This window comes from Hymenobacter sp. APR13 (assembly GCF_000737515.1).
In the GTDB taxonomy this organism is placed as follows: Bacteria; Bacteroidota; Bacteroidia; order Cytophagales; family Hymenobacteraceae; genus Hymenobacter.
In genome coordinates this window covers 3,656,636-3,682,865 of the sequence record NZ_CP006587.1, presented here as the reverse complement: position 1 = coordinate 3,682,865, position 26,230 = coordinate 3,656,636, and the positions used below count along the sequence as shown (strand labels likewise).

The following is a 26,230-nucleotide window of genomic DNA, read 5'->3' as shown; positions in this document are numbered from 1 at the left end:
TCCTCGCTCCGCTCGGAATGACGTTCTTTCTTTACCTGCCACCTGTCACCCCATCACCGTTCACCCCACCACCTCAAAACCTACCTTTACACCATGAACCTGCACAACCCTGCCACCGACCTACCTGCCGCTAATGCTTTGCCTGTGCCCTCTTCCGGCGAGCCGGTGAGCACACCGGCGCAGCAGGCATTTCGGGCGGCGGTGGCGCAGGTGGAGGGGCTGCGGCAGCGCCTGCGGGAGCTGCAGGACGAGCAGAAAGACGCCCTGCGGCGCTACTGGCAGCAGGTGGGCCCCGCAGCCCGAACCGTAGTAGAGGCCCGGCAGGCGCTGTTTGCGCCGCTGGAAGAAGCCTTTTTGCTGAGCTATTTCAGCCGCCTGGAGGAGCAACAGATTACGGCCCTGCTGGTGGGCAACGCCCGGGCCCTGCAGAACCGCTTCGGCGAGGATGCCGCCGACATCCTGCGCAAGTACGCCCCCCGCCGCCGCGCCGCCGATGCCGACGACGACGATGAACAACAGCCCCAGGAGCCGAGAGAATCCGCCGCTGAGCCGGCAGACAGCAGTCTGCCGCCGCACGAGCAGGCCGCGGCGCAGGCCCGCAACCGGCGCAAATCGAAGGCCGAGAAAGCGCAGGAAGCTGCCGAAAAAGCTGCCCGCCAGGCGCAGCAGGAGCTGCTTTCCAACACCAAGACCCTCTACCGCCAGCTGGCCCGCACCCACCACCCCGACCTGCAGCGCGACCCGGAGGCTCAGCAGATCAAAACGGCCCTCATGCAGCGCATCACGGAGGCCTACGAAACCAACGACCTCTACACGCTGCTGCAGCTGCTCTCCGAAGCCGCCCCCACCGACTCCACCGACGACACGCTGCTCGCGCGCTACACCCAGGCCCTGCACCAGCAGCAGCTGGAGCTCAAGCAGCAGCTCAACGAGTTGAAATTCGGCGACAATGGCTTCATGGACAGCACCGGCAAGAAGCGCGAACAGGAAATCCGCCAGCTCAAGCGCCAGCTGCGCGCCGAAACCGACTACCTGCACCACATCGGCCAGCTGATCAGGGAACCGGAAGGCCTGCGCGACGTACTGCGCGAGCTGGCTGCCGCCGGCCACGACACGGTGTGAACGTAGCACGCCCGTTATGCAGCTTCTTTGTTGAGTCGTTGTCGTACGGGTGTCGCCGGGCAGTCGGGCCCGAACGAGGCAGGAGTCCTTTTTTTCCGTGCCCAATCAGGTTTTTTGCGACAACCTGGCACCGCCTGCTGCATTTTTGGCGGCTGCTTTCCGGCCCGCTACCACATTCCTCAAGACTACGCTGGTGTCACTGCCTTATCTGCCCGGGCTGCGGGCACTGCTATTGCTCGGTTTCCTTTTTTCCACGGTGGCCAGCCAGGCCCAGACTCCCACCAAGCTCTGGGACCTTACCTTGGGCGGCACGGCCTTCGAAGATCTGGCCGTAGTGCGCCAGACCGCCGACGGCGGCTACATTATGGGCGGCCTCTCCACCTCCGGCAGCGGCGGCGACAAAACCCAGCCCAGCCGGGGCCTCGCCGACTACTGGGTGGTGAAGCTCGATGCCAACGGCACCCGGCAGTGGGACTACACCTTCGGCGGTTCCAGCACCGACGAGCTGTTGGCCCTGGAGCAAACCACCGACGGCGGCTACATCCTCGGCGGCTGGTCGCTGTCCGTGGCCTCCGGCGACAAAACCCAGCCCAACCAGGGTCCCACCCAGTCCAGCGACTATTGGATCGTCAAGCTCACGGCCAACGGCACCAAACAGTGGGACTACACCTTCGGCGGCAATAGCCTCGACTACTTCAGCGCCCTGCAGCAGACCGCCGACGGCGGCTACATCCTGGGCGGCGCCTCCTCTTCCGGCATCAGCGGCGACAAAACCCAGCCCAACCGGGGCCTGCCCGGCGCCTACCCTACCGCCGATTATTGGCTCCTGAAACTCGATGCCAACGGCGTCAAGCAATGGGACCAGGTGCTGGGCGGCCAGGAAAACGAGCAGCTGACCTGCCTGCAGCAAACCACGGATGGGGGCTACATCGTCGGGGGATTTTCTGAATCGGGCGCGACCGGCGACAAATCGGAACCCAACCGCGGCCCCACCGTGCCGTTTCGCTCCGCCGATTTCTGGGTGGTGAAGCTCGATGCCGGCGGCCGTAAGCTCTGGGACCGGACCCTCGGCGGCACCGACGACGACAAGCTCCGTAGCCTGCAGCAAACCACCGATGGCGGCTACCTGGTGGGCGGCCTGTCCTTTTCCGGGGTTTCCGGGGAGAAGTCGGAGCCCAGCCGCGGCCAGCACGACTACTGGGTGGTGAAGCTCAGCGCCGCCGGTGCGCCGCAATGGAACCGGACGCTGGGTGGCATCGACGCCGACGACCTGCGCAGCCTGTGCCAGACTGCCGACGGTGGCTACGCCCTGGGCGGGGTTTCTGCCTCCGGAGTTTCCGGCGACCGGACCCAGCCCAACCGTAGTCCCAACGGCGACTATTGGCTGGTGCAGCTGGAGGCCAACGGCACCAAACGCTGGGACCTGGCCTACGGCGGCAACAACGGCGACGCGCTCAACAGCCTGCGCCAGACCACGGATGGCGGCTTCCTCCTCGGCGGCACGTCTTATTCTGATAGCTCCGGCGACAAAACCCAACCCCTGGCCGGCCCTTATGGCACTAGCGACTTCTGGCTCGTGCGGCTCAGCGGAGCGCCCACCGTGCGCATCCTCGGCGACTCGCTGCTGTGCAATGGCGGACAGGTGCTGCTCACGGCCGCCGCCACGCCGGCCGCGGCCAGCTACGCCTGGAATACCGGGGCCACTACCGCCACCATCACCGCCACCCAGCCCGGCACCTACACCGTCACGGCCAGCTTCGGCGGCGGTTTCAGCAGCACGGCCCGCTACACGGTGCGGGATTTTGCGCCCACAGCGGCCATCCTCGGCGACTCGCTGCTCTGCCCCGGCCGCCCTCTCACCCTGAGCGCCGCCGCGCCCAACGCCACCCGCTACCTCTGGAGCACCGGCGCCACCACGCCCACCATCAGCGCCCAGCAGCCCGGCACTTACTCGCTCACCGCCTTTTTTGCCAGTGGCTGCAGCCGCGTAGCTACCCTGCGCGTGCGCGCCGCCGAACCCGTTCGGACCTTCACGCTCGGCCCCGACACCACCCTCTGCGAAGGCGCCACGCTACGGCTGCTGGCCCCCGCCACCACGGCCCCCGGCCTGAGCTACCGCTGGTCCGATGGCTCTACCGCCCCCGCGCTGCTGGTGCGCGAAGCCGGTACCTACTCGCTTACCATCTCCGGCACCTGTGGCACCCAGACCGCCACGCGCCGCGTCGGCACCGAAGCCTGCCTTACCATCCCCAACATCATCACCCCCAACGGCGACACGCAGAACGAGCGGTTCGTCATTCGGGGCCTGCAGGGCAGCGGCTGGGCCCTCACCATCTATTCCCGCTGGGGACGCAGCATCTATTCCACTGGCTCCTACCAAAACGACTGGGGCCAGAACGCCGCGCCCGGCACCTACTACTACCTGCTGCGCCACCCGCAAACCGGCCGCACCTACAAAGGCTGGCTCGAAGTCAGCCGCTAGGCCGCCTGCCACCTACGCCAGAAACGCCGCCACCTGCTCTATCACGCCCGCGTCGCGCATGATGCGGTTGTGGCCCAGGCCGGTGGTGGAGCGGAAATCCAGGGCGGGCCAGCTGGCGGCAATGGCCTCGGCCTCCGAGAACGGGATGCTGGCGTCGGCGTGGTCGTGGAGCAGCAGGGCGCGGCCGACGGGCAGCTGGTGGCCCATGTGCAGCAAACTGAAGCTCTCGGCGTCGCGGCCGTGCTGCTCGCGCACGTGGCGCCCGATGCGGGCCATGACGGCCGGGCGCAACTGCAGCAGGGCGGCAAACCGTTGGGCCACCGCTGTGGTGCTGGCCGGCACCGCCAGCAGCACCAGCCGCGGCAGCTGCCCGCCGGTGGCCTCGTTGAAGCGCACCGGAATGCCCGCCACGGCCGCCCCACCAAAGGAGTGTGCCACCACGCCGTACACCTCACCCAGCGCATCGGCCACGGCCTGCACCGCCGCCCCAAAGGCCGGCAGCGTGGTGCGCGTGCCCGGCGAAGCGCCGTGCGCCGGCCCATCCAGCGCCACCACCCGGAAGCCGGCCGCCACCAATGGCCGCACCATGGTGCCCCAGAAGCTGGCCCGGTGCTCCCAGCCGTGCACCAGCAGCAGCGTGCGCATGCCGCCGGGGTTCCACTCGTAGGCCGCCACCTGGCTACCGCCCACGGGCACCCAAAATTGCCGGGCCTCAGCCAGCGCCGCCGCTTCCCACTTCTTAGTAGGCAGCGGGCGAGGCGAAGTGAACAGGCGCCACGCCTGCCGAAACGCCCACTCCGTGGACAGCGCCGACAGCAGCAGGAATTTCAAACGCATCAGCCCGATACCGGGCGGCAGGGACGGCGAAACGGCCGTAGCAGAAGATGAAACAGGCATTATGGAAATTCAATCAAACAGGCGGCAAGCTAGCGAACCACCGGGCATTCGGCGTAGAGCAGCAGGGCCTCGGCCAGCGGGCTAACCGGCAAATCCAGGAACCGGACTCCGTAGCGCAGCTCCGTGGGGCTTTCCACCGAACGGCGGCCCAGCGCGATGAGGCGGTGCAGCCGCTGTGCATTCCGTTGGTCGTGGAGCGCCACGGCGTCGGCGAAGGCAAAGGCGTTGGCGGGCATGCTGTAGCCGAGCAGCAGCGGGCCGCTGTCGATGTCGCCGGTACTGGTGGTATAGGCGCCGGCCCGCTCCCGGTACAGCCGCAGCACGCCCAGGTTGGTGCTGAAATGCTGCTGGTACAGCTGATACTGCTGCCGGGCAAATTCGGGGTCGAAGCGGGCCAGAAACCAGATGCTCCAGCCTACCATCGAGCCCCGTGCTTCTTCCTGCGGCCGGCCCTGCGCATCCACCTGCGAGGCCAGAACGCCGGTTTTGGGGTCGAGGTAGTGCTGGCGGGCCCGCGCCACCCAGCGCTCAGCTGCCATGCGGTAGGGGCTGCCGGTAAGCTGGCTATGCAGCGCCAACGACGCCAGCGCCACCGTGTTGTCGGGCACCCAGCGCCGCCCAACGTACGACTCCAGGCAGCCACTTGCCGCCTGAGCGTAGCGCCGGTACAGCGCCCCCGAAAGCGTATCGTGCAGGCCGGCGTAGGGTGTTTTAGGGTCGAGCTGGCGCAGGCAGCCCAGCATCAGGTTGAGGTGGCCCAGATATAGCACTGAGCCAGTGGTGTCGATGGGACTGGCCGCGGTAGCTAGCGGCTCGAAGGTGCTGCGGATAGCCGGCTGCAGCACCTGCGCAACGGCCAGCGCCACGTAGCGCGCTGCTTCTGGCCGCAGCGCCGGCTGCTGCTCGGCCCGGCTGGCCAGCGCGTACGCTGTGAAGGAAAGAGAAAACAGCGCCCATTCCGGATTTTGGCTGTTGATGCTGGCCAGGTCAGTGCCCGCGCCCGCGCCTTCCTCAATAACTCGCTCCAGATACCGCACACGCTTGTTCAGCTCCGCGTCGGCGGGGGGCTGATAGTTCTGCCAACTCAGCAGCACGAAGCCAACCAGCAGCAGAAACACCAGCAACAGCCGGGGCCTTATAGTTAATTGTGTGAAGTAGTCTGAGAGCCGCATATATCTGCTGCCTACCCGTCCAGCCGCGCCAGCAGCTCCTCCACCTGCCGCTCCAGCCGCGTCACCCGGTCCTCGATGCGGGACGGGGGGCGCAGGTGAGTGGTAAACACCGCCTTCACTTCCCAGATTTCCAGCGCCTGCTCCAGGGCAAATTCCTGCGCGCCGTAGTCGGGGTTGTCGGCGCGGAGCCGGAGCACGTTGGCGGGCAGCCGCTCGGAGAGGCGGCGCACCAGCAGGCTGTTTTGCGTAACGAAGGCGTAGATGCGGCCCGGCCGCAATGTGGCCGTGGCCTTGTCTACGCGGCAGCACAGTACCACGTCCTGGTGGCGCAGGCCCTGCTGCTGGTGCTGCATTTCGGCCCCCACAATCTCGAAGGCCCGGGTGGCCGGCCCCAGCTGATGCGGAAACGTGAGCGGCGGCAGCGCGTCGATGAAGGCGGTGTTGTGGTGCTGCACGATGTACTCGAGCAGGCGGTCGGCGGGCACGAAAGGCGTGAGCTGGGCCAGCCGGTCGGCCTCGGCGGCGGCTGGCGTAGCGGGAGCTTCGGGGGCGGCTTCCTGCCGGAAAATATCGAAATGATAGAGCTCGTTTACGGTTAGCTCTTTCGTAAGTAGCAGGTCTACCGACAAGCCAAAATGATGAGCAATCTGGATCAGCGTCTCCATTTTCGGCTCCGACCGCCCTTCCTCATACGCCCCTACGCTGGGACGGGCCAAGCCAAATAGCTCGGCAAAAGCGGCCTGACTCAGCTTCTTGACGGTTCTTATCTTGCGGATGTTCTTCCCTACGTACGACATGCGGCAAAAATATTTTCTGCTCAAAACTTGAGCCTATCTCAAACTTTGAGTACACTTGCATCGTAAAGCTAGCACATATTCCCGATGCCCATCTTTCTGGTCGCTATTATTTTGAGCTGTTATAGCTTCTGCCTTCCGGCGCTGTGCTACAGACTACTTCCCGATAGTAAGTACCTTCTGGCCAACTTTCCTTCTCCCCAAGTTCGACCTACTCTATGGCCAACTCCTACTTCTATACGATTCAAAACTACCTGCTCGAACTTGACTTCGATATCCGCCACCAGGATGAGGCCAACAACCTGCTGGTAGTAAGCAAGCCGGAGCTGGGCATCGAGCACCTAGTGCTGGGCTGCGGCGAGCCGCTGCTGATTCTGGAGCAGTACCTGCTGGAGCTGCCCGCCCCCAGCTGCGACATCTACCAGCGGCTACTCCAGAAAAACCGCGACATCATCCACGGGGCTTTCGTGCTGGACGAAACGGGCCGCAAGGTCATCTTTCGCGACACGCTGCAGCTGGAGCACCTCGACCGGCCCGAGCTGGAGGCCGTTTTCAACTCGCTAGGGCTGCTACTCAGCGAGTTCAGCGACGAGTTGATTGCGTTTTCGAAACCGGATTCTGAGGACGCCTAACCGTCATGCTGAGCGCAGCGGAGCGAAGTCGAAGCATCTCTACCGCTTCGTTGCAATACCATTCAGACGAAGCGGTAGAGATGCTTCGACAGGCTCAGCATGACGGGCCAAACTTCCTCAACACCCCAAACTCCCAACAGCCATGAACCTCTTCAACCGCATCTTCAAAATCGGGCAGGCCGAAGCGCATTCGGCGGTCAACCAGTTCGAGGACCCCATCAAAATGACCGAGCAGGGCCTGCGCGACCTGCGCCAGGACCTGGACAAGGCCCTGCACGCGCTGGCGGAAGTGAAGGCCCTGGCCATCAGGAGCCGCAATGAGGCCGAAGCGGAGCGCAGCCGCGCCCTCGACTACGAAAACAAGGCCGTGCTGCTGCTCCAGAAGGCCCACCGCCAGGAGCTGGAAGCCGCCGAAGCCGACCGCCTCGCCACGGAAGCCCTGCTCAAGAAAACCCAGCACGAAGCGCAGGCCGCCCGCGCCACCCAGGAGCAGCAGAAGTTCGAGGCCTCGGCTCAGCAGCTCGACCAGAACGTGCAGCAGCTCAAAAGCACCATCTCGCAGTGGGACAACGAGCTGAAAACCCTGAAAGCCCGCGTGACGGTGAGCACGGCCACCAAAACCATCAACCAGCAGCTGGCCCAGCTGGATTCGTCGGGGACGGTGGCGCTGCTGGAGCGCATGAAGGACAAGGTGGCCACCGAGGAAGCCCTGGCCGAATCGTACGGGCAGATTGCGCAGGAAAGCAAGTCCATCGACCAGGAAATCGATAAGGCGCTGGGCAAGGACGGCAGCGGCCAGGCCTCCGCCGATTTGCAGGCGCTGAAGGCCAAGCTGGGGCTGGGGTAAGCGGTTCTGGCTACTCCCTATCCCTATCAACATTACTGCCTATCAAATACTATGAATAGCAACGAAAAACTCCCGTTGTATTTCGGCTTTGCCCTTCTGCTCTTTAGCGTCGTGGCTCGGGTCCTGCACTACGATTTTCAGGGTCTGACACCCAGCTTCCCGTTTGGCTGGGTGCTCATCGTGGTGGCATACCAGCGGTACAGCAAGCGGCTGGAGCGGCGCAATGCTGAGCTGGAACAGCAGCTTCAGCCAACGTTGTCGGTTGGCACGCTTCCCCTGAACGGTTAAGAATCAGGGCATTTTCGGCAGGCATTATTGCTCTATCTTCCGGCCCTCAGCTTCCGTTTCCTACCATGACCGAACTTCTACACGCTGCTGTTTCGCCGCCCAACCTACTGCCCACCGGCCTGCTGGTGTTCGTGCTGCTCTACTGGCTGACGGTGCTACTGGGGGTGCTCGACTTCAAGACCATCGACGTGGATACCGACCACGTCGGGCACCTGGGCACCGATGGCCATGCCGCGCCCGATACGGCCCACGCGGGCGTGAGCTGGCTGAACCACGCGCTGGCGTTTTTCAACCTGGGCCGGGTGCCGCTGATGGTGTTCGTGAGCCTGGTGGCGCTGCCGTGGTGGGTGGGCAGCATCCTGCTGAATTACTACCTGGGCAACACGTCGGGGCTGCTGGGGCTGGCATTGCTGATGCCGCTGCTGCTGGGCAGCCTGCTGGTGGGCAAGGTGCTGACCACGCCGTTTGTGCGGCTGTTTGCGGCCATGGAGCACAACCACGACAGCGGCGCGCAGCCGCTGGGCAAAGTCTGCACGCTGCTGCTGCCCGCCAGCCAGGAGCAACTGGGCCAGGCCAGCGTGCCGCAACGCGCCGGCGCACCGCTGGTGCTCAACGTGCGGGCCGCCTCGGCCGCCACCGAGCTGAAAAAAGGCGATACGGCCCTGATAATCGACTACGATGCCGCCCGCCGCTGCTACCTTGTGGAGCCCTACGACGCGCCCTGAACGCTGCTCAGGGCGGTGCCCGATGTAGAGACGCGACACTTCGCGTCTCGTCGTTGAACGGACCAGAACCACACCATTAGCCAACGTCAGCAACGACGAGACGCGAAGTGTCGCGTCTCTACATCGGTCAATACAAGCTCTTAACATCCTGCTCCTGCGCGGCAGCTACCCATATTTTTCTCTTTCTTTCTCCCGATTTGCTTCTACTCCTACTCCTTACTTCCATGCTGGAACAACTCTCTCTTGCGGTGCTGGTCATCGTCGCCGTTCTTATTCTGGGCTTTATTGCCATTGTGGCCCGCATGTATAAAAAGGCCGTGCAGGGCGAGGCCCTGGTGCGCACCGGCATGGGCGAAACCAAGGTATCGTTCAGCGGCATCTTCATTGTGCCGGTGCTGCACAAGCTGGAGGTGATGGACATCAAGCTCAAAACCATCATCATCCAGCGGGCCGGTTCCGAGGGGCTGGTGTGCAAAGACAACCTGCGGGCCGATGTGAAGGTGAACTTCTTCGTGCGCGTCAACAAAACCCACGACGACGTGCTGAACGTGGCCCAGAGCATCGGCGCGCACCGCGCCTCCGACCCGGCCGCGCTGGAAAACCTCTTCGACGCCAAGTTTTCGGAAGCCCTCAAAACCGTGGGCAAGCACTTCGATTTCATTGAGCTGTATAACTCCCGCGAGCAGTTCAAGCAGGAAATCCTGCGCATCATCGGCACCGACCTCAACGGCTACGTGCTCGACGACTGCGCCATCGACTACCTGGAGCAAACCCCGCTCACGGCCCTGAATCAGGACAACATTCTGGACGCCGAGGGCATCAAGAAGATTATTGCCCTGACCTCGGAGCAGAAAATCCAGGCCAACTCCATCCAGCGCGAGCAGCAGAAAACCATCAAGAAGCAGGACGTAGAGGCCCAGGAAACCATTCTGCAGCTGGAAAAGCAGCTGATTGAAAACCAGGAAAAGCAGAAGCGGGAAATTGCCAACATCAAGGCTCGCGAAAACGCCGAGGCGGCCAAGGTGCAGCAGGAAGAAACCCTGAAATCGGAGAAGGCGCGCATTGCCACCGAGGAAGAAGTGGGCATTGCCGAGCAGAACCGCGACCGGCAGGTGCTGGTGGCCGAGCGCAACAAGCAGCGCACCGACGCCGTGGAAACCGAGCGCGTAGCCCAGGCCAAAGCCCTGGAAATAAACGAGCGGGAGCGAATTGTGGCCCTCGCCCAGATTGAAAAGGAGAAAGCCCTGGAAGAAGAGAAAAAGAACATCCAGACCATCATCCGCGAGCGAATCACGGTGGAAAAGGCCACGGTGCAGGAAGAAGAAAAAATCAAGGATACCCGCGCCCAGGCCCTGGCCGAGCGGGAAAAGCTGGTGGCCCTGACGGCCGCCAAGCAGCAGGCCGAAGCCGCTACCGTCACGCTGGTAGGCAACGCCGACATGGAGCGCCAAGCCGCCGAGTTCCGCGCCAAGCAGGCCCTTATTGATGCCGAAGCCGAGAAGGCCGCCGCCGAGTTCAAGGGCCAAGCCATCCGCACGCTAGCAGAGGCCGAAGCCAGCAAGGCCACGGCCGTGGGCCTGGCCGAAGCGCAGGTGATGCAGGCCAAAGCCACCGCCCGCCAGAAAGAAGGCGAAACCGAAGCCGCCGTGCTCCAGCTCACTGCTGCCGCCGAGGCCCAGGCCATCCAGGCCAAAGCCGGCGCCCAGGCCGAAGCCGACGAGAAGCTGGGTTTGGTAGCCGCCAAAGTGAACCGCGAGAAAGGCCAGGCCGACGCCGACATCATCCAGTTCCGCGCCGATGCCGACCAAAAGAAGGGCCTCGCCGAAGCCGCCGTATCGGAGCAGAAATTCGCGGTGGAAGCCAAGGGCATCGAAGCCAAGGCCGACGCCATGAAGAAGCTCGACGGCGTGGGCAAAGACCACGAGGAATTCAAGCTGCGCCTCGACAAGGACAAGTCGGTAGAGCTGGCCCAGATCAACATCCAGAAGGACATTGCCGCCTCGCAGGCCGGCGTGATTGGCGAGGCCCTCAAGGCCGCCAAAATCGACATCGTGGGCGGCGAAACCATGTTCTTCGACCAAATCATCGGCTCCATCACCAAGGGCAAGATGATTGACCGCACGGTGCACAACTCCGAGGTGCTGGGCACCGTGAAGGATGCCTTCTTCAGCCCCGACGGCGGTGGCGACTTCAAAGCCAACCTGCGCCGCTTCGTGGACCAGTTCGGCCTGAGCTCGGAGGACATGAAGAACCTGAGCGTCTCGGCCCTGCTGCTGAAGATGATGAACCAGGCCGGCGACGACGCCACCCGCGCCACCATCACGCAGCTGGCCGGCACCGCTACCGCGCTGGGCATCGGGGATAAGCCAGCGCGGATGCTGTAACCTCTAGTCGCCTCACCCCCTAGCCCCCTCTCCGGAAAGGAGAGGGGGAACTAGCTTCTAGTTTCTTGGAGCCACAGAATATCGGCCTATAAATCAGGCTCAACTTGGCGTGAAAAGTATCTACTTCCTTTGTGGCTCATTCTTCATAGGGCTTACTATTATCCTTTTACCGCAGAAATTAAAAGAATGGGAAGTAGCACGGGCTGACCATTTCGTACAGGTCAGAATACATCAGTTTCCTAACGACTGTGGTATCACGAGCAAAGCAAAACGATGGATGCATATCGAATATCGGAGTCGTATTTACTCAAAGCAAATAAGCCACAGGGACTGTATATCATTGCAAGGAAGGCAACATATCTTGATGAAGCATCTTTCCAAATACCCCGAAATATTCTTGTTTCAAAAAGACACTGGGGTTCTTGAGGTGATAAGCGGTGCCGCCCTATTTACGTTTGGACTTTTCTGCATTGGCACCGGCATTTGGGTCATTCTGACTAAGAAATAGCAGGTTTCACTCCGTAGCCACCGTTCTGCCAGCATTTAATCACCGTTAGCCTTTCCTCATTCAAGAAGGAGCTACCATTTTAGCTACCTGCTCATGCAAGCTCCCGATTCCACCACTCCCCCCCAAATGACCCGCCGGCAAATCGTGAGTCTCGCCCTTGGCCTAGCTTTCTGCATTGCCCTTCTGGCCGGCTTTATCTATTTCATCAAAACGGATATTGCCGAGAAGCGCGCGGCAATTCTGAAAAGTCCGGGGTACGCTACGGGCATTATTACCCGGGTAAGAAGGTACAAGAGCCGGCGCGTATCCGTGCGGTATACTGTGGGCGGTGTGGAGCATTTGCTTCGGACGCGGGTGTCCAGAAACTTTTTGCGCACCCACGCCAAAGGCGACACTACCGCCGTCATCTACGCTAAATCAGATCCGGCTAATGCTATCCTGAAGGCCCGGTTGCGGTCTTCACGAAACTACTAAGCCGTTTTTTCTCCCTGCAAGGGTCTGTGCCTTGCCCTCCTATGGAAGCTCAAGCTACCCAACTCGAAACCGGCACCTACGAAATCCTGCGCAACCGCCTGCTCAAAAGCAGCACCGACCTGCGCCATCGCCTCGATACGCTCAACGCGGAGCGCAAGCAGGTGTTCGGAGCCGTGGATACGCGCCTGATTGGCACCGGCCGCATCAGCACCGAAAACAACTGCGTGGCCTGGGACATGGTGCCGGTGGGCCAGCGGTTCATCTTCGGCTACAACGTGGTGCTGGGGCTGAAGGCTGAGCCCGATCTGGCCGACGTATTCGGGGTGTACGAGTACGCCGGGCACGATTTCCGGCCGTTGGGGCTGGAGCTGCTGCAACACCCGCAGTTTCTGGAGGAGTTCCGCAACCTCTACCGCTACTACAAAAACACCCAGTTCGTGAAGTTCGCCGTCATTGGCGTGCACCTGTTCATGGTGTTTCGGGTGGGCAAGAGTGCGTCGGATGTGAAGACGTTTAAGTGGCTTATCCAAGGCGATACACTGAGCTACCTCGACAACCGCTCCGACCACGAATACACCTTCCCGCCCCAGCACGAGTTCCAGTGGAAGCGCGCCACCCGCGACATGCAGCGCGGCGGCAAGCACCCCCACATCAGCATCGAGGACAAGGTGTTCGTGGAAACCGTGGGCGGCGACCTGACCATCAAGATCGAGGACAACACCACCTCCGGCCACGGCATCCTGAGCGAGCCGGTCGACGACAAGGACCAGACCCTCGACGACTCGGAAATCTACTACGCGGTGGTCGGCAACCTGATTCTGCTCAAAATCCGGCCCTACCAGGAGCAGCAGTATCGCTACTTCATCTTCAACCACCGGCTCAAAACCGCCCAGCGCCTCGACGCCCTGGCCGATGCCTGCGTGCTGCTGCCCGACGGCCAGGGCCTCATCTTCCCCCACGGCTTCTACCTGCAAACCGGCGACAACAAGCTCTTCGACAACGGCCTGCGCGAAATGCTGTTTGAGAAGCGCGTGGTGTCGCCGAACGGGGAGGATTTTCTGTACGTGTTCTTCAACAAAGACCACGGCACCTACCTGCTGCTGAGCTACAACCGCATTGCCCAGCGCGTGGACAACCCCATCGTGTGCCACGGCTACGCTTTGTTTGAGAACGGGGAGCTGTGCTACTTCCGGGCCGACGACGAGCCCAAGAAGCACCACGCGGTGCAGATCTGGCAGACGCCCTACACCGCGCCCGATTTCCAGCTGCCCGTCACCTCCGATTCCTACCTTTACAAGCTGGGCAACAAGGAGATTGTGCGGGCCATGAGCGAGGTGCAGGAAGTGCTGACCCTCGCCGGCAAGGACGACAGCTACGCCGGCCTCTACCTCGACCTGATCCGCCAGACGACCAGCCTCACCGACGCCTACCACTGGCTGCGCGAACCCGCGGCCCAGGCCCTGGCCGAGCCCCTGGCCGAAATCCGCCAGACGGCCACGGCGGCCGTGGAGGAGTTCGAGAAGGTGCAAAGCCTGCGCAAAAACACGGCCCAGCAAACGGCCGCCGTGTTTCAGAAAGCCGACGAACTGACCGGCCGCATCCGCCGCTCGGCGCCCGATACCGTCACGGAGTTTGTGCAGCTGCTGGGCGAGCTGCGCGGGGTGCGGGGCGAGGTTATTTCATTGAAGGAGCTGCGCTACGTGGAGCTGCCGGCCGTGGAAAAGCACGCCCAGGACCTGGAGGCGCTCAGCAAGGAAGTGGCGCTGCAAACCGTGGACTTCCTGCTTCGGCCCGATGCCCTTCTGCCCTATTCCCAGCGCGTGCAGGCCATTGCCGACGGCGTGGAGCAGGTGCAGAAAACCATCGAGGCCGACCAGCGCGAGCAGGAAACCGCCGCCGTGGCTCAGGAGCTGGAGCTGCTGATTGAGGTGGTGAGCAACCTACCCATCCCCGACCCCACCCAGACCACGGCCATCATCGACAATATCTCGACGGTGTACGCCCGCTTCAACCAGATTCGGGCGGCGCTGAAGCGGCGGCGGCAGGCCCTGGCCGGCACCGAGGCCCAGGCCGAATTTACGGCCCAGCTCAAGCTGCTGGAACAGGCTCTCACCAACTACCTCGACCTGGCCGACACCCCTGCCAAGTGCGACGAGTACCTCACCAAGCTGATGGTGCAGCTGGAAGAGCTGGAAGGCAAGTTCCCCGACTTCGACCAGTTCATTGAGCAGCTGACCACCCGCCGCGAGCAGGTGGTGGAAGCCTTTGAGTCGAAGAAAACGGCCCTGGTGGCGGCCCGCAACCAGCGCGCCACGGCCCTGCTGCAAAGCGCGGAGCGGCTGCTGAAAGCGGTGCAGAGCCGCGTCAGCCGGCTGGAATCAGTGGCCGACATCAACGGCTACTTTGCCACCGACGTGATGGTGGAGAAAGTGCGCCAGACCGCGCAGGACCTGCTCAGCCTCGGCGACTCGGTGAAGGCCGACGACGTGCAGAGCCGCCTGAAAACCCTGCGCGAAAACGCCGTGCGCCAGCTCCGCGACCGGGCCGACCTGTTCGCCGACGGCGGCCAGACTCTGCGCTTCGGCACCCACGCCTTCACCGTCAACACCCAGCCGCTGGAGTTGACCGTGGTGCTGCGCGACGGCAACCTGCACTACCACCTCACCGGCACCAATTTCTTCCAGAAGATAACCGACCCCGCCTTACTGGCTTCTAGGCCAGTCTGGGAGCAAACCGTGGTATCAGAAAACCAGGACGTGTACCGGGCCGAGTTTCTGGCCTGGCGCATCCTGCAGGCCGCCCAGCACCCCGCCCCCGCCAATCCGGAAGCGGGCCGCCCCGCCGTGCTATCGGTGCCCGAGCTGGGCCACCTGAGCGCAGCCGAGCTGCTGAGCTACGTGCAGCAGTTCATGGCCGCCCGCTACCAGGAAGGCTACCTCAAAGGCGTGCACGACCACGACGCCGCCCTGCTGCTCACGGCCCTGGTGCGCCTCACCCGCACCGCCGACCTGCTCCGCTACCCCGCCGACACCCGCGCCGCCGCCGCCCTCTACTGGCTGCGCTTCTGTGACCCCGACCAGCGCGCCCACTGGGAGCGGCAGCTGCAAGGCATCGGCGTACTCCTGCAAGTCTTCCCCGATTCCCAGGAATTCGACCAGCTGAAAGCCGAGCTGCAAACCGCCGTCGAAACCTTTGCCGCCCAAACCGGCCTCTTCACCCCCGCCCAGGTGCAGGAAGCCGGCGACTACCTGTTCCACGAGCTGACCCACACCGGCTCCTTCATCATCTCCCAGGAAGCCGCCGACCTCCACCAGCAGTTCCAGAAGCAGCTGCAGGACCGCCACGCCGCCGCCCTCTTCCAGCAGTCCATAGCCCAGCTCCAGGACCAGCCCGTAGCCCAGTTCCAGCTGGTGCGCCAGTGGGTGCAGAGCTGCCTCCCCCCCAACCCCCTCTCCTTCAGAGAGGGGGAGCCACGGCTGCACAGGAAGCGGCTTTTAAAAGTCAGGCCCAAGCTCATCAACCCCATTCGTCAGGCTCCCCCTCCTCTGAAGGAGAGGGGGCCGGGGGGTGAGGCAACCGAGGTGGCCGTCCTCCTGCTCACCCACACCTTCGACCCCGCCCGCGTGGTCCACACGCCCACCACCGAAACCCTCGAAGGCTTCCAGGGCACCCACCCGCGCATCACCAACGACCGGACTTATCACCTCAACTTCCCCGAGTTCCGCCGCCGCCTGCTGCACTACGACCGCGCCACGGTGGCCCAGTACGAGCAGTTTCAGGAGACGAAAAAGCAGCTGCTGGCCCGCACCGCCGAGGACCTGCGCCTGGAAGACTTCCGGCCCCGCGTGCTCACGTCCTTCGTGCGCAATCAGCTGATTGACAAAGTATACCTGCCCATCATCGGGGCCAACCTGGCCAAGCAGATCGGTACGGCCGGCGAGGGCAAGCGCACCGACCTGATGGGGCTGCTGCTGCTGATTTCGCCGCCCGGCTATGGCAAAACCACCCTCATGGAATACGTGGCCAACCGCCTGGGCCTCATCTTCATGAAAATCAACGGCCCCGCCATCGGGCACGCCGTGACGAGCGTAGACCCCGCCCAGGCCCCCAACGCCGGGGCGCGGCAGGAGCTGGAAAAGCTGAACCTGGCCTTCGAGATGGGCGACAACGTGATGATTTACGTCGACGACATTCAGCACTGCCACCCCGAGTTTCTGCAGAAGTTCATCTCGCTCTGCGACGCCCAGCGCAAGATTGAAGGCGTGTACCAGGGCCGCCCCCGCACCTACGACTTCCGGGGCCGCAAGGTGGCCGTGGTGATGGCCGGCAACCCCTACACCGAAAGCGGCGACGTATTCCAGCTGCCCGACATGCTGGCCAACCGCGCCGACATCTACAACCTCGGCGACATCCTCACGGCCGGTTCCGAAGACGCCTTCCGCCTTTCCTACCTCGAAAACGCCCTCACCAGCAACGCCGCCCTGGCCCGCCTCGCCACCCAAAGCCCCCAGGACGTGCCCGCCCTCATCCGCCTCGCCGAAACCGGCCAGCAGGATGGCCTCAGCTTCGAGGGCAACCACTCGCCCGAGGAGCTGAATGAGTACGTGGCCGTGCTCGGCCAGCTGCTGCGCCTGCGCGACGTGGTGGCCCGCGTAAACGCCGCCTACATTGCCAGCGCCGCCCAGGCCGACGCCTACCGCACCGAGCCGCCGTTCAAGCTTCAGGGCTCCTACCGCAACATGAACAAGCTGGCCGAGAAAGTCCGCCCCGTCATGAACGACCAGGAAATCACCGACCTGCTGGCCGCCCACTACGAAAGCGAAGCCCAGACCCTAACCAGCGCCACCGAAGCCAACCTGCTCAAACTGCGCGAGCTGCTCGGCTGGCTCACCCCCGAGCAAGCCGCCCGCTGGCAGCAAATCAAGCAAACCTACCTCGACAACCTCCGCCACTCCGGCCCCGCCCAGCTCCTCCAGATGCTGGAGAAACTAGAAAACATTGCCGGCGGCCTGAGCGGCATCCGGGAGGTATTGAAGCGGGAGTAGAGGCACAAAAAAGAACGTCATGCTGAGCGAAGCCGAAGCATCTCGCCCGCTGACGTTGCCAAACTAACCGTCATGCTGAGCGAAGCCGAAGCATCTTGCCCGCTGACACCAGAGTAGTAATCAAACGTCAGCACGCGAGATGCTTCGACAAGCTCAGCATGACGTTCTATTCAAGCTCAGCATGACGTTCAACTATCAACCTATGATTACCCGACCCAACCTATGTATGTCTATATCCTCACCAATCCGGCGCATACCGTCCTCTACATCGGCATCACCAACGACTTGCCACGACGCCTGCACGAGCATAGCAATGGTCTGGGTGATGCGGGCAAATTCACGGGCCGCTATCAAACCAACCTACTGATCTACTTCGAACCCTGCCCTGACCCCACCCAAGCCATAGCCCGCGAAAAGCAGCTAAAAGGCTGGACCCGAGCAAAAAAAGAAGCCCTGATAGCCGCCTTCAATCCGACCTGGGCCACTATCGACCCCGCTACCTGGTCAGACGACTTATCGTCGCAACCGCCCCGTCTGGAGGAAGCTTTCTAAAAAGAACGTCATGCTGAGCCTGTCGAAGCATCTCGCGTGCTGACGTTGCTACCCATCCAATTGCCACTGCCGCAGCGCAAACAGCCACCTCCACCCCAACGGCCTCAAGTGCCATGACCATCCCGGCAATTCCTGAAGACCTGCTGTTTGCGCTTATCTGCCTGCTGCTGGGTGGGCTATTCCTGCGCAAAGCCAGCCAGCTCCACCAGAAACAGCAGCACTTGCTCACCCACGGCCTCTCCGCCACAGCCACCATTGTCCGCCTGGAAGACAACCCTTCTACCGACCACCGCACCTACTTCCCCGTCCTGCGTTTCCAGACGGCTACCCAGGAAACCGTCACGGTCTGCTACCCGCACAGCAAGCGCCGCTACCAGTTTCGCGTGGGCGAGCCGCTGCAAATCCAGTACTATCCCGCCACGCCCACCGAAATTCTGGTCCTCTCCTACAATCAGTCCGATATTGTAATCTACCGCTGGCTGGGCCGGGCCACCGGCCTGTTGGGTGTTGTTGCCATACTTGCTTATATGCTGGCGTAACAGCCGTCAACACTACCTATCTTACCTCCGCCACCCCAGCCTCACCCAACTCCCGCAGATGCTGGAGAACTTGGAAAACATGGCCAGTGGGTTGAGTAGGTTTCGAAAGACGTTGAAACAGTATTAATGCAGCGGACTGAAGTAAAATCAACTCTATCACATAAGCACTTTTTTTCACTCACTAAGCATAAATACGATGGCAGAACCATTATTCATTCCAGAGCTTATTCAAAAGATAAACAATGGAAATATCAGGATTCCAAGCTTCCAACGAGGATTTATTTGGGACGCAGATAGGGTTTCACACTTAATGGATTCTATATACAAAGGATTTCCATTCGGCTCCCTACTTTTCTGGCGAACTAAACACCCTTTAAAATCCGAACGAGCTCTTGGCCCTTTTGAATTACCAAGCAACGACCCTGATTACCCAATAGATTATGTATTGGATGGCCAGCAAAGAGCAACATCAATTTTTGGCGTTTTCCAAAATCACTTACTCCCCATAGAAGGCGAAGATGACTCACCCTTTAAAATATATTTTGATCTAAGTGAGCAAAATTCTATTCAGGACTCTAATTTTTTATTTATACCTGACGAAGAGGTTAACCCAGAAAAGCACTTTCCCCTAAGATTATTATTCGACTCTCCTAAATACCGCAAATATCTTTTGAGCGTTCCAGAGGAAACAGCTGAAAAAGTAGATATGCTTTACCAAAAATTTACAAGAGCAAGATTACCAGTTCAAACATTTGAATCAGACGATAGAACAGCTGTAGCAATTGTCTTCGAGAGAATCAACCGTTTGGGCGTAGAACTTGATACCCTTCAATTGCTTTCTGCTTGGACTTGGAGTGAAGACTTTGATCTACAAGATGAATTTCAGGAATTGGCTGAAGATCTTGCCCCCTATGGATTCAGGGATGTTGGAGAGGATTCAGATCTGTTGTTACGATGCTGCGCCGCTATAATTAATGGAGACGCATCTCCTAATTCAATTGTAAACCTAAAAGGCGAAGAAGTACGATCACGCTTCCCAGAAATAAGGAAAGGAATTAATGGAGCTGTTGACTTCCTAAGGTCATCCATGAAGTCGTATTCAGCTCAGTCACTACCATTCCCTACTATATTAATACCATTATCAGTATTTTTTGCAACAACAAAAGAGCAAGACACACATCCAAACACGAAACAACAAAAAAACTTGTTTCTTGGACATGGAAGGTTTTCTTTTCGAGAAGATACTCCAAACGCCTAGAACAATTAAATGAAGATATAAAACTAATAAAACTCCTTAAATCAAATCCCTTAACACCACTTGGCGAGTTTGACGTTAAAATAGATTATACTTTTTTCACCGATAATATATTTAATTTAAACACAGTTAATACAAAAACATTTGTATTAATGCTAGCAAATAATAAGCCTCTAAATTTTATATCAGGAGGACCAATATCATTAGAACCAGTATTGAGAGATGGAAATAAAAACGAGTTTCACCATATTTATCCAAAATCATTTTTAATAAAAAGCAATATTCCAACCAGAGAGATAAATTCTCTTGTAAACTTTACGATCTTATCAAGATCTGACAACAACAGACTAGGTGGAGACAAACCCTCAATATACAAATCAAAAATGTCTGGCAGTAAAATGGCAGTGAATAAAATAATGAAAAGTGCATTGTGCCCTAAAGACATCTTTCACGACGATTATGAAAGGTTTAAATCAGAACGATCTGCCATTCTAGCCGATTACGCAAACACACTCATCCTTTAGAAACTCCCTTCAAATACTGTTGAATAAACCACAAACAAAGGCCCCGCCGCAACTGCGCCGGGGCCTTTCTCATGCCCAATAATCGTCAGGCTCCCCCTCTCCACGGGAGAGGGGGCTGGGGGGGTGAGGCCCCTACCGCACCACCCAGCGCCCTTCCCCATCCAGCTGTTCCTGCACTACCAGCAGGTAGGGCGCATCGGCCGGCCCCAGCTTGCTGTAATCCGGCAGATGCACCTCCGCCTTGTTCTTCACCGCCAGCCCCTGCCCCGCTTCCGGCAGCGCCGCCGGGGTGGCCGCCGTGTAGTAGCGCAGCGTCAGGCCCCGGCCGCTACGGTTGCCCAGCATGGGCGCCACCACGCCCGCCTCGCGCCGGTCGTACACCAGCGCCGGCTTGCCCGGCAGCGTCGCGCCCCGGTACTCCGGCGCCCGCCGCGCCGCCGTCCGTACAATGCGCCGCACCGCCTCGTATTGCAGCACCAGCTCCGGCTGGGCCAGTTGCTGGGCCTTCACAAACGGGTCCAGCTGGGTTTCCAGCAGCTCCGAGGCCGCCAGCACCAGCTCCGGCAGCGTCTCGGTGGCCGCCTTGGTGCCCGTCTCAATCTGCCGCGCCTCGCCCTGCGTGGCCAGTAGCTCCGCCAGATCGGTTTGCAGCGTCTGGCGCACCTGCGGGTCGTAGCCCGCATCGGCCAGCTCCGTCTCGTCAATGGTGCCCACTGCCGCATCCACCTTCTGCAGGTAGCGCAGCAGCTCCGCCTCCTTGCCGGTCACCAGCTTGCTGAGCGGCGTTTTCAACTCCCCGCGCAGCGCCGCGTCCGTCGTCAGGGCCACCACCAGCAGCCGCAGAATCTCGGCTTTTTGCGCCGCCTCCGTCTTCACCACCTTCCGGTCCCGCGTCACGCCCGTCGTGGAGTGGTCCTGCGCCGCGGCCACTGCCTCAATGCGGGCCACCAGCGCCGCCAGCGCATCACGGCCCTGTGCAATTTTCTTAACTCCCACCAGCGGCACGCCTGCTTCCGCAAAGAAGCGCAGCACCGCCGCATACATCGTCACCTGGTTTTGTTGTTTGGTAGTCATAAATAAGCGTAAAGGGGGTAAATGAAGGATTTCCGGCCGGTCAGAGCCAGCGGCAAAATCTACCATTTTTTTATATAACAAAACATCTATACTACATTAGCCACCCTCTTATCTTACCATATCCCCGCTTCCCCCAGCTGCCACTTGGCATCTGCCACTTACCAGATAGCATCCACCGCCTGCCAGACGTCATCTTCTGCTTGCCAGACGTCATCCACCGCTTGCCAGATAGCATCTACCACTTGCCAGACGTCATCTACTGCCTGCCAGACGTCATCCACCACTTGCCAGATAGCATCTACTGCCTGACAGATACCATCTACCACTTGCCAGCTAGTATCCACTGCTTGCCAGTTATCATCCACTGCCTGCCAGATAGCACCTACCGATAAGCACAGGCCGCAACACAGGAAACCAGGCCGCCCCCGAATCCACTACCACCGCCGCCCCCGTACCTTGTAGCCCCTTTCTCTGCCAACACCCCGCAACGCCACATTTTGGTGCTCTATGATTCTACGCTTACACGATATCCGGGCCCAGTATGAGCCCGACCTCCACCTGCTCCGCTTCCAGTGGCACCCCACGCAACCCGGCCTCCGCCACTTCCGGGCCAGCATGAACCAAGTAGCCCAGCTCGTAGAGCAGGGTACCGTCCACAGCGCCATCCTCGACCTGCACCAGCTCCCCAACCTCGGCCTGGAAGAACAGTTCTGGCTCACTACTACCTGGCTGCCGCGCGTGTCCGTGCCCGCCATCCAGCAGATTGCCCTCGTGCTGCCCACCAGCAACATGTACAACCAGATGGTCGTGGAAAGCCTCATCCGCGTCAGCCGCCACTTCATCCACTACGACATCCAGTTCTTCGCCAACATCGAAAGCGCCCTCGACTGGTCGCTCGGCGAAGCCCGCGCCTCCGCCCTGCCCCAGCTCCAGCACGTCTGGCACCACGCCCCCACGCCGCCCCAGCCCCAGCCCGTTCCTGTTTCTGTAGCGAACTAAGCTCCCGTAGAGACGCAATATTTTGCGTCTCGTCGTTGCTGACGTTGTTTTGCCCCCTCATTCGGCCTCAGTCGCTCAACGACAAGACGCGAAGTGTCGCGTCTCTACAACCGCCCACCATCGCCTGGCTCCCCCTCTCCACCGGAGAGGGGGCCGGGGGGTGAGGCCCACCGCTGCCCACCGTCGACTGGCACCCCCTCTCCACGGGAGAGGGGGCCGGGGGGGTGAGGCCACTGCCCAACATCATCAGAAGCGGCAACCAGGAGTAAGGCCCTATTCTCCCGATCTATTCCTATCCTTGCGGCCGCCTTTCCCCTGCCGATCCGCCATGACCCACTACCTCCTCATCAACTGCCCCGACGAGCCGGGCCTGGTGTACCGCATCACCGAAGTGCTCTACCGCCACGGCCTCAACATCCTGCGCAACGGCGAGTTCGTCGACCGCCACGACCACCACTTCTTCATGCGCACCGAGCTCGAAGGCCCCTGCGAGCCCGCCCGCCTGCTCCTGGACCTGCAAACCGCCCTGCCCCACGCCACCATCCGCCTCCGCGACGACCGGCCCCGCCGCATCGTGCTCATGGCCACCAAAGAGCACCACTGCCTCTCCGAGCTGCTGCTGCGCCACTTCTTCGGCCAGCTGCAGGCCCAGGTGCTGGCCGTCATCAGCAACCACGATAACCTGCGCGACCTCACCGAGCGCCTCGGCGTGCCCTACCACCACCTCAGTGCCGAAGGCCTCTCCCGCGAGGCCCACGAAGCCGCCGTGCTCCAGCAAATCGACGCCTACAACCCCGACTACGTGGTGCTGGCCCGCTACATGCGCATCCTCTCGCCCGAGTTTGTGGCCCACTTCCCGGCCCGCCTCATCAACATCCACCACAGCTTCCTGCCGGCCTTCGTAGGGGCCAGCCCCTACGCCCAGGCCTACGCCCGCGGCGTGAAAAGCATCGGCGCCACCGCCCACTTCGTCACCGACCAGCTCGACCAGGGCCCCATCATCACCCAAAGCGTCATCCCCACCGACCACACCCACAGCGCCCTCGACATGGCCCAGGCCGGCCGCGACGTCGAGAAAATCACCCTGGCCCGCGCCCTCACCCTGGTATTCCGCGAGCAGGTCTTCGTCCACCGCAACCGCACCATCGTCTTCGAGTAAATAGGCATAGCAAGAGTCCCAACCATAAGCTCCTGTCCCTCCAACTGTCGCCTGGCACCCCCTCTCCACGGGAGAGGGGGCCGGGGGTGAGGCCAATCGTTGCCCAACGTCGTCCGGCTCCCCCTCTCCACGGGAGAGGGGGCCGGGGGGTGAGGCCACTCGTTGCCCGAGCGTCGCCTGGCACCCCCTCTCCACGGGAGAGGGGGCCGGGGGGTGAGGTTACTCGTTGTCCCAAACGTCGCCTGGCACCCCCTCTCCACGGGAGAGGGGGCCGGGGGGTGAGGCCCTCGTAAGAGCCTAAATCACAAGGCCCCAATTCTGTTATCTTGTAGCAGCATTGCTGCGCGCAGAATACCCCATTGGCCTCCAAGCTTTCTGCCCGATGACGACCTTCCCCCTAGTATCCGGCGCCCTGGCGCTGGCGCACCTGGCCATTGCGGGCTGGGTGCTGCGCTGGCTCTGGCAACGCTACCGCCCTGGCTCGGCCACCGCCCCCGCCAGCATCGTCGCCGAGGGCACCATCGTGGCCCTCGAAACCGACGCCCAGCGCTGGCTGGAAGAGTTTCCGGTGGTGCGCTTTCAGGGCCGGCAGGGCCAGTGGCTCACGCTGCGCTGCCACCGCAAGTGCCGCGCCGCCCGCTTCATCACCGGCCAGAAGGTAACCGTGCGCTACCCGGCCCCCGCCCCCGAGCAGTTCGTTATTCTCAGCCGGCTGGGCCTGCTGCTGCGGTAGCCTGCATGGGGTTACCGCGCTACCGTTGTTCCATTCCCGAGCCATCAGCCCACTACCTACAACAAGGGTCCCGGCACATGCCGGGACCCTTGTTGTAGGTAGTCAGACCGCACAGAACAGCATGCCGCTATACCAGGGCCTGCTCGCGCTGGCGCAGGCGGCGGTGCAGCGCCGTGCTGTTGCCGCGCAACGCTGCCCGCAGGCCGTCGGCGGCCAGGCGGCCGGTTTCGGCGGCGCCGTTCATGTAGCCCTGGTACCAGGCGCTGCAATGCTCCCCGGCGAAGTACAGGTTGCTTACCGGCCGGCCTTCGGCCCCCGCAATGGTGCTGTACTGCCCGGGCCGGTAGCAGGCATAGCTGGCCAGCGTGTAGGGGTGCGTGGGCCAGTGCATCCGCTCCACCCGCCCGTTGTAGCGCCCGCGCGTGGCTGGCCACGCGGCTTCCAGCACCGGCAGATACCGGCTCACCTGCGACTGCGCCGAGCCGGTGCCTACCCGCACGCCTTCCTGCCCGCCCAGGTACACCGTATAAGCCGACTGCGCCGTGGGCTGCAGCTGCCCCGAGTCCCAGCCACTCTGCACGGGCGTGTCGGAGAAGATGTAGCCGGTGTAGCCGTCGGTGCGCCAGGGGCGGCCATTGAACCCCAGAAACAGCTTGGCGTTGGTACCGTAGCCCAGGTTGCGGATGGCGTTGGTTTTCCAGGCGGGCAGCGCTACCAGCAGCTGCACCTGCCGCAATACCGTAAAGGGCAGCGTCAGCACCACGTAGTCGGCGGCAATCTGCACCTGGCGGCCGCCGGCCTGCTCGAAGGTGAGCTGGTACTCGCCGCCGGCTGCCGGCTGCGCCACGGCCAGCAGCTTGTGCTGCAGCGTAAGCTGGCCGCTGAGCTGCTGCGCCATGGCATCGGTGAGGCGCTGGTTGCCGCCCTGAATCTTGTACCGCTCGTCGCTGATGCCGAAGATGTCGAAGGTGCCCTTGTGCGTATCGGCTGAGAACAGCCACAGAAAGTTGATGGCCGTCTGCTCGCTCACTTCGCGCCCATACTCGGTCACGTAGGCCACATCCAGCAGCGTGCGTACCAGCCCGGTCAGCCCAATCGAGTCGAAGTAGCCGGCAATGGACAGCTGGTCGAAGCGGGCGGCGGCGGCCGACAGGTTGTCGTAGGTGATGGTGCCGGGCAGCGAGCGGCAGTCGGCCCCAATCTGGCGGGCGTAGGGCTGGAAGGCCTCAATCACCTGCGCCACCGTGTACTGCTGGCCCCCAAAGTAGTAGGCATCCTTGCGTAGCACGGTTTCGCTGGGGGCTTCCACGTCGTAGAGCGGCAGCCCAAACTCCCGGGCCAGCTCCAGCATGTCGCGGTGCCCGCTGTCGATGAACTCGCCCCCCAGCTCGGTGGTCAGGCCTGGCGCCATCAGGCCGGTGGCCGTGAAAATGCGGCCGCCGGCGCGGTTGCTGGCTTCATACACATCGGCCCGCAGGCCGGCCTTGCGCAGCTGATACGCGCAGTTGAGGCCCGCCAAGCCCGCGCCCACCACCACGATGCGCGGCTGCGGATTCTGGGCATCGAAACCGGCAGCCAGACCAGCAGGTGCTGCAGGCTCTACCACGGGCGCTTCGCAGGCTGCCAGCAGGCCCCCGGCCCCTACCAGCAGGCCCATTTTGGCGGTGGCCGCCATGAAGTCGCGGCGGCTCTGGCTGGTGGCTAGGTCGGCTAAGACTTCTGCCGACGGCGCGCCCGGCTCATTGGCCAGCGTGGCTAGGCCAAAGGCCTGCTGCAGAGCCCGCAGCAGCGGAGTGCGGGCTTTGGGAAAGGAAGTAAAGGATGTGGGCATAGTGGAAAGGCTGGAACAGGAAACCAAGGGCTAAACATAGAGATTCTGTGCTGAATCAGAGCCGCATCCCAGGCTAAATATTTAGGTATTGCCATGTTGTAGCTTCAGAGGCCTTGGTCAGCTCTGGCCTGCGCCTAGCACACACAAGCCGGCCCGGCTCCCGCCGCCACCCGAAGGCAGCAGCGGAAACCGGG

Annotated in this window: 21 protein-coding genes; 15 read left to right on the top strand and 6 right to left on the bottom strand. The window is 61.8% G+C overall.

Translation table 11 applies throughout. From position 1 onward, the window contains the following. The first annotated feature begins 93 nt into the window (after positions 1–93). Together N008_RS15370 and N008_RS15365 are read left to right on the top strand one after the other, a co-directional pair. Positions 94–1,122: a J domain-containing protein gene (locus tag N008_RS15370; RefSeq protein WP_044017274.1), complete on the top strand. Its 1,029-nt coding sequence runs from the start codon at positions 94–96 to the stop codon at positions 1,120–1,122. Positions 1,123–1,354: 232 nt separating this feature from the next. Beyond that, positions 1,355–3,604 (top strand): gliding motility-associated C-terminal domain-containing protein, encoded by a 2,250-nt coding sequence (locus N008_RS15365; protein WP_156109342.1) that lies wholly within the window; start codon positions 1,355–1,357, stop codon positions 3,602–3,604. A 12-nt stretch (positions 3,605–3,616) separates the two neighbouring features. Here N008_RS15365 and N008_RS15360 read toward each other — a convergent pair whose 3' ends face one another. From N008_RS15360 to N008_RS15350, 3 genes are read right to left on the bottom strand one after another with little or no spacing between them, the layout of a single operon-like run. Beyond that, positions 3,617–4,501, bottom strand: a complete 885-nt coding sequence (locus N008_RS15360; protein ID WP_081910840.1) for an alpha/beta fold hydrolase — start codon at positions 4,499–4,501, stop codon at positions 3,617–3,619. Between the two features lie 29 nt (positions 4,502–4,530). Beyond that, entirely contained in the window at positions 4,531–5,673 is a 1,143-nt protein-coding gene (locus N008_RS23605; RefSeq protein ID WP_197062875.1) for a hypothetical protein, read from the bottom strand. A gap of 11 nt (positions 5,674–5,684) precedes the next feature. Continuing rightward, positions 5,685–6,470 (bottom strand): XRE family transcriptional regulator, encoded by a 786-nt coding sequence (locus N008_RS15350; RefSeq protein WP_044017268.1) that lies wholly within the window; start codon positions 6,468–6,470, stop codon positions 5,685–5,687. Between the two features lie 215 nt (positions 6,471–6,685). On the opposite strand from N008_RS15350, the gene N008_RS15345 reads away from it, so the two are divergent. The 10 genes from N008_RS15345 (at position 6,686) to N008_RS22410 (ending at position 19,719) form a co-directional block, all read left to right on the top strand. Further along, positions 6,686–7,099: a molecular chaperone Tir gene (locus N008_RS15345; protein WP_044017267.1), complete on the top strand. Its 414-nt coding sequence runs from the start codon at positions 6,686–6,688 to the stop codon at positions 7,097–7,099. 142 nt (positions 7,100–7,241) lie between these two features. Further along, a complete protein-coding gene (locus N008_RS15340) occupies positions 7,242–7,946 on the top strand; it encodes a PspA/IM30 family protein (protein WP_044017265.1) in 705 nt (234 codons plus the stop codon). A gap of 51 nt (positions 7,947–7,997) precedes the next feature. Then, positions 7,998–8,234, top strand: a complete 237-nt coding sequence (locus N008_RS15335) for a hypothetical protein (RefSeq protein WP_044017263.1) — start codon at positions 7,998–8,000, stop codon at positions 8,232–8,234. 65 nt (positions 8,235–8,299) lie between these two features. Further along, positions 8,300–8,959, top strand: a complete 660-nt coding sequence (locus N008_RS15330; RefSeq protein ID WP_044017262.1) for an OB-fold-containig protein — start codon at positions 8,300–8,302, stop codon at positions 8,957–8,959. Between the two features lie 224 nt (positions 8,960–9,183). Further along, the gene (locus N008_RS15325; RefSeq protein ID WP_044017260.1) at positions 9,184–11,343 is read left to right on the top strand and encodes a hypothetical protein; all 2,160 of its coding nucleotides are present in this window, start codon (positions 9,184–9,186) and stop codon (positions 11,341–11,343) included. 601 nt (positions 11,344–11,944) lie between these two features. Next, entirely contained in the window at positions 11,945–12,325 is a 381-nt protein-coding gene (locus N008_RS15320) for a hypothetical protein (protein WP_044017258.1), read from the top strand. 41 nt (positions 12,326–12,366) lie between these two features. Next, a complete protein-coding gene (locus tag N008_RS15315) occupies positions 12,367–17,370 on the top strand; it encodes a DNA repair ATPase (RefSeq protein ID WP_044017256.1) in 5,004 nt (1,667 codons plus the stop codon). A 222-nt stretch (positions 17,371–17,592) separates the two neighbouring features. After that, the gene (locus N008_RS15310; RefSeq protein ID WP_052381607.1) at positions 17,593–17,922 is read left to right on the top strand and encodes a GIY-YIG nuclease family protein; all 330 of its coding nucleotides are present in this window, start codon (positions 17,593–17,595) and stop codon (positions 17,920–17,922) included. Between the two features lie 113 nt (positions 17,923–18,035). Beyond that, complete coding sequence (locus tag N008_RS15305; RefSeq protein WP_044017254.1) at positions 18,036–18,461, top strand: DUF3592 domain-containing protein; 426 nt, start codon at positions 18,036–18,038, stop codon at positions 18,459–18,461. Between the two features lie 196 nt (positions 18,462–18,657). After that, positions 18,658–19,719: a DUF262 domain-containing protein gene (locus N008_RS22410; protein WP_197062874.1), complete on the top strand. Its 1,062-nt coding sequence runs from the start codon at positions 18,658–18,660 to the stop codon at positions 19,717–19,719. Positions 19,720–20,372: 653 nt separating this feature from the next. Here N008_RS22410 and N008_RS15300 read toward each other — a convergent pair. Together N008_RS15300 and N008_RS15295 are read right to left on the bottom strand one after the other, a co-directional pair. Beyond that, positions 20,373–21,314 (bottom strand): hypothetical protein, encoded by a 942-nt coding sequence (locus N008_RS15300; protein WP_044017252.1) that lies wholly within the window; start codon positions 21,312–21,314, stop codon positions 20,373–20,375. A gap of 158 nt (positions 21,315–21,472) precedes the next feature. Further along, entirely contained in the window at positions 21,473–21,679 is a 207-nt protein-coding gene (locus N008_RS15295; protein WP_044017250.1) for a hypothetical protein, read from the bottom strand. A 142-nt stretch (positions 21,680–21,821) separates the two neighbouring features. On the opposite strand from N008_RS15295, the gene N008_RS15290 reads away from it, so the two are divergent. From N008_RS15290 to N008_RS15280, 3 genes are all read left to right on the top strand, one after another. After that, a complete protein-coding gene (locus N008_RS15290; protein ID WP_044017248.1) occupies positions 21,822–22,313 on the top strand; it encodes a hypothetical protein in 492 nt (163 codons plus the stop codon). 328 nt (positions 22,314–22,641) lie between these two features. Beyond that, on the top strand, positions 22,642–23,472 hold the full coding sequence (gene purU / locus N008_RS15285) for a formyltetrahydrofolate deformylase (protein ID WP_044017246.1): 831 nt from the start codon (positions 22,642–22,644) through the stop codon (positions 23,470–23,472). A 382-nt stretch (positions 23,473–23,854) separates the two neighbouring features. After that, on the top strand, positions 23,855–24,205 hold the full coding sequence (locus N008_RS15280; RefSeq protein WP_044017244.1) for a DUF3592 domain-containing protein: 351 nt from the start codon (positions 23,855–23,857) through the stop codon (positions 24,203–24,205). A 127-nt stretch (positions 24,206–24,332) separates the two neighbouring features. On the opposite strand, the gene N008_RS15275 is transcribed toward N008_RS15280, so the two are convergent. Continuing rightward, positions 24,333–26,036 carry a flavin monoamine oxidase family protein gene (locus N008_RS15275; protein ID WP_071884551.1) on the bottom strand — a complete coding sequence of 568 codons (1,704 nt, stop codon included), beginning with the start codon at positions 26,034–26,036 and terminating at the stop codon, positions 24,333–24,335. Between the last annotated feature and the right edge of the window lie 194 nt (positions 26,037–26,230).

What these genes read in the sequence shown, in the direction of transcription:
- N008_RS15370 (WP_044017274.1), top strand. Translation starts at nt 94, where the DNA reads ATGAACCTGCACAACCCTGCCACCGACCTACCTGCCGCTAATGCTTTG.
- N008_RS15360 (WP_081910840.1), bottom strand. Translation starts at nt 4,501, where the DNA reads ATGCCTGTTTCATCTTCTGCTACGGCCGTTTCGCCGTCCCTGCCGCCC.
- N008_RS23605 (WP_197062875.1), bottom strand. Translation starts at nt 5,673, where the DNA reads ATGCGGCTCTCAGACTACTTCACACAATTAACTATAAGGCCCCGGCTG.
- N008_RS15350 (WP_044017268.1), bottom strand. Translation starts at nt 6,470, where the DNA reads ATGTCGTACGTAGGGAAGAACATCCGCAAGATAAGAACCGTCAAGAAG.
- N008_RS15345 (WP_044017267.1), top strand. Translation starts at nt 6,686, where the DNA reads ATGGCCAACTCCTACTTCTATACGATTCAAAACTACCTGCTCGAACTT.
- N008_RS15340 (WP_044017265.1), top strand. Translation starts at nt 7,242, where the DNA reads ATGAACCTCTTCAACCGCATCTTCAAAATCGGGCAGGCCGAAGCGCAT.
- N008_RS15335 (WP_044017263.1), top strand. Translation starts at nt 7,998, where the DNA reads ATGAATAGCAACGAAAAACTCCCGTTGTATTTCGGCTTTGCCCTTCTG.
- N008_RS15330 (WP_044017262.1), top strand. Translation starts at nt 8,300, where the DNA reads ATGACCGAACTTCTACACGCTGCTGTTTCGCCGCCCAACCTACTGCCC.
- N008_RS15325 (WP_044017260.1), top strand. Translation starts at nt 9,184, where the DNA reads ATGCTGGAACAACTCTCTCTTGCGGTGCTGGTCATCGTCGCCGTTCTT.
- N008_RS15320 (WP_044017258.1), top strand. Translation starts at nt 11,945, where the DNA reads ATGCAAGCTCCCGATTCCACCACTCCCCCCCAAATGACCCGCCGGCAA.
- N008_RS15315 (WP_044017256.1), top strand. Translation starts at nt 12,367, where the DNA reads ATGGAAGCTCAAGCTACCCAACTCGAAACCGGCACCTACGAAATCCTG.
- N008_RS15310 (WP_052381607.1), top strand. Translation starts at nt 17,593, where the DNA reads ATGTATGTCTATATCCTCACCAATCCGGCGCATACCGTCCTCTACATC.
- N008_RS15305 (WP_044017254.1), top strand. Translation starts at nt 18,036, where the DNA reads ATGACCATCCCGGCAATTCCTGAAGACCTGCTGTTTGCGCTTATCTGC.
- N008_RS22410 (WP_197062874.1), top strand. Translation starts at nt 18,658, where the DNA reads ATGGCAGAACCATTATTCATTCCAGAGCTTATTCAAAAGATAAACAAT.
- N008_RS15300 (WP_044017252.1), bottom strand. Translation starts at nt 21,314, where the DNA reads ATGACTACCAAACAACAAAACCAGGTGACGATGTATGCGGCGGTGCTG.
- N008_RS15290 (WP_044017248.1), top strand. Translation starts at nt 21,822, where the DNA reads ATGATTCTACGCTTACACGATATCCGGGCCCAGTATGAGCCCGACCTC.
- purU (WP_044017246.1), top strand. Translation starts at nt 22,642, where the DNA reads ATGACCCACTACCTCCTCATCAACTGCCCCGACGAGCCGGGCCTGGTG.
- N008_RS15280 (WP_044017244.1), top strand. Translation starts at nt 23,855, where the DNA reads ATGACGACCTTCCCCCTAGTATCCGGCGCCCTGGCGCTGGCGCACCTG.
- N008_RS15275 (WP_071884551.1), bottom strand. Translation starts at nt 26,036, where the DNA reads ATGCCCACATCCTTTACTTCCTTTCCCAAAGCCCGCACTCCGCTGCTG.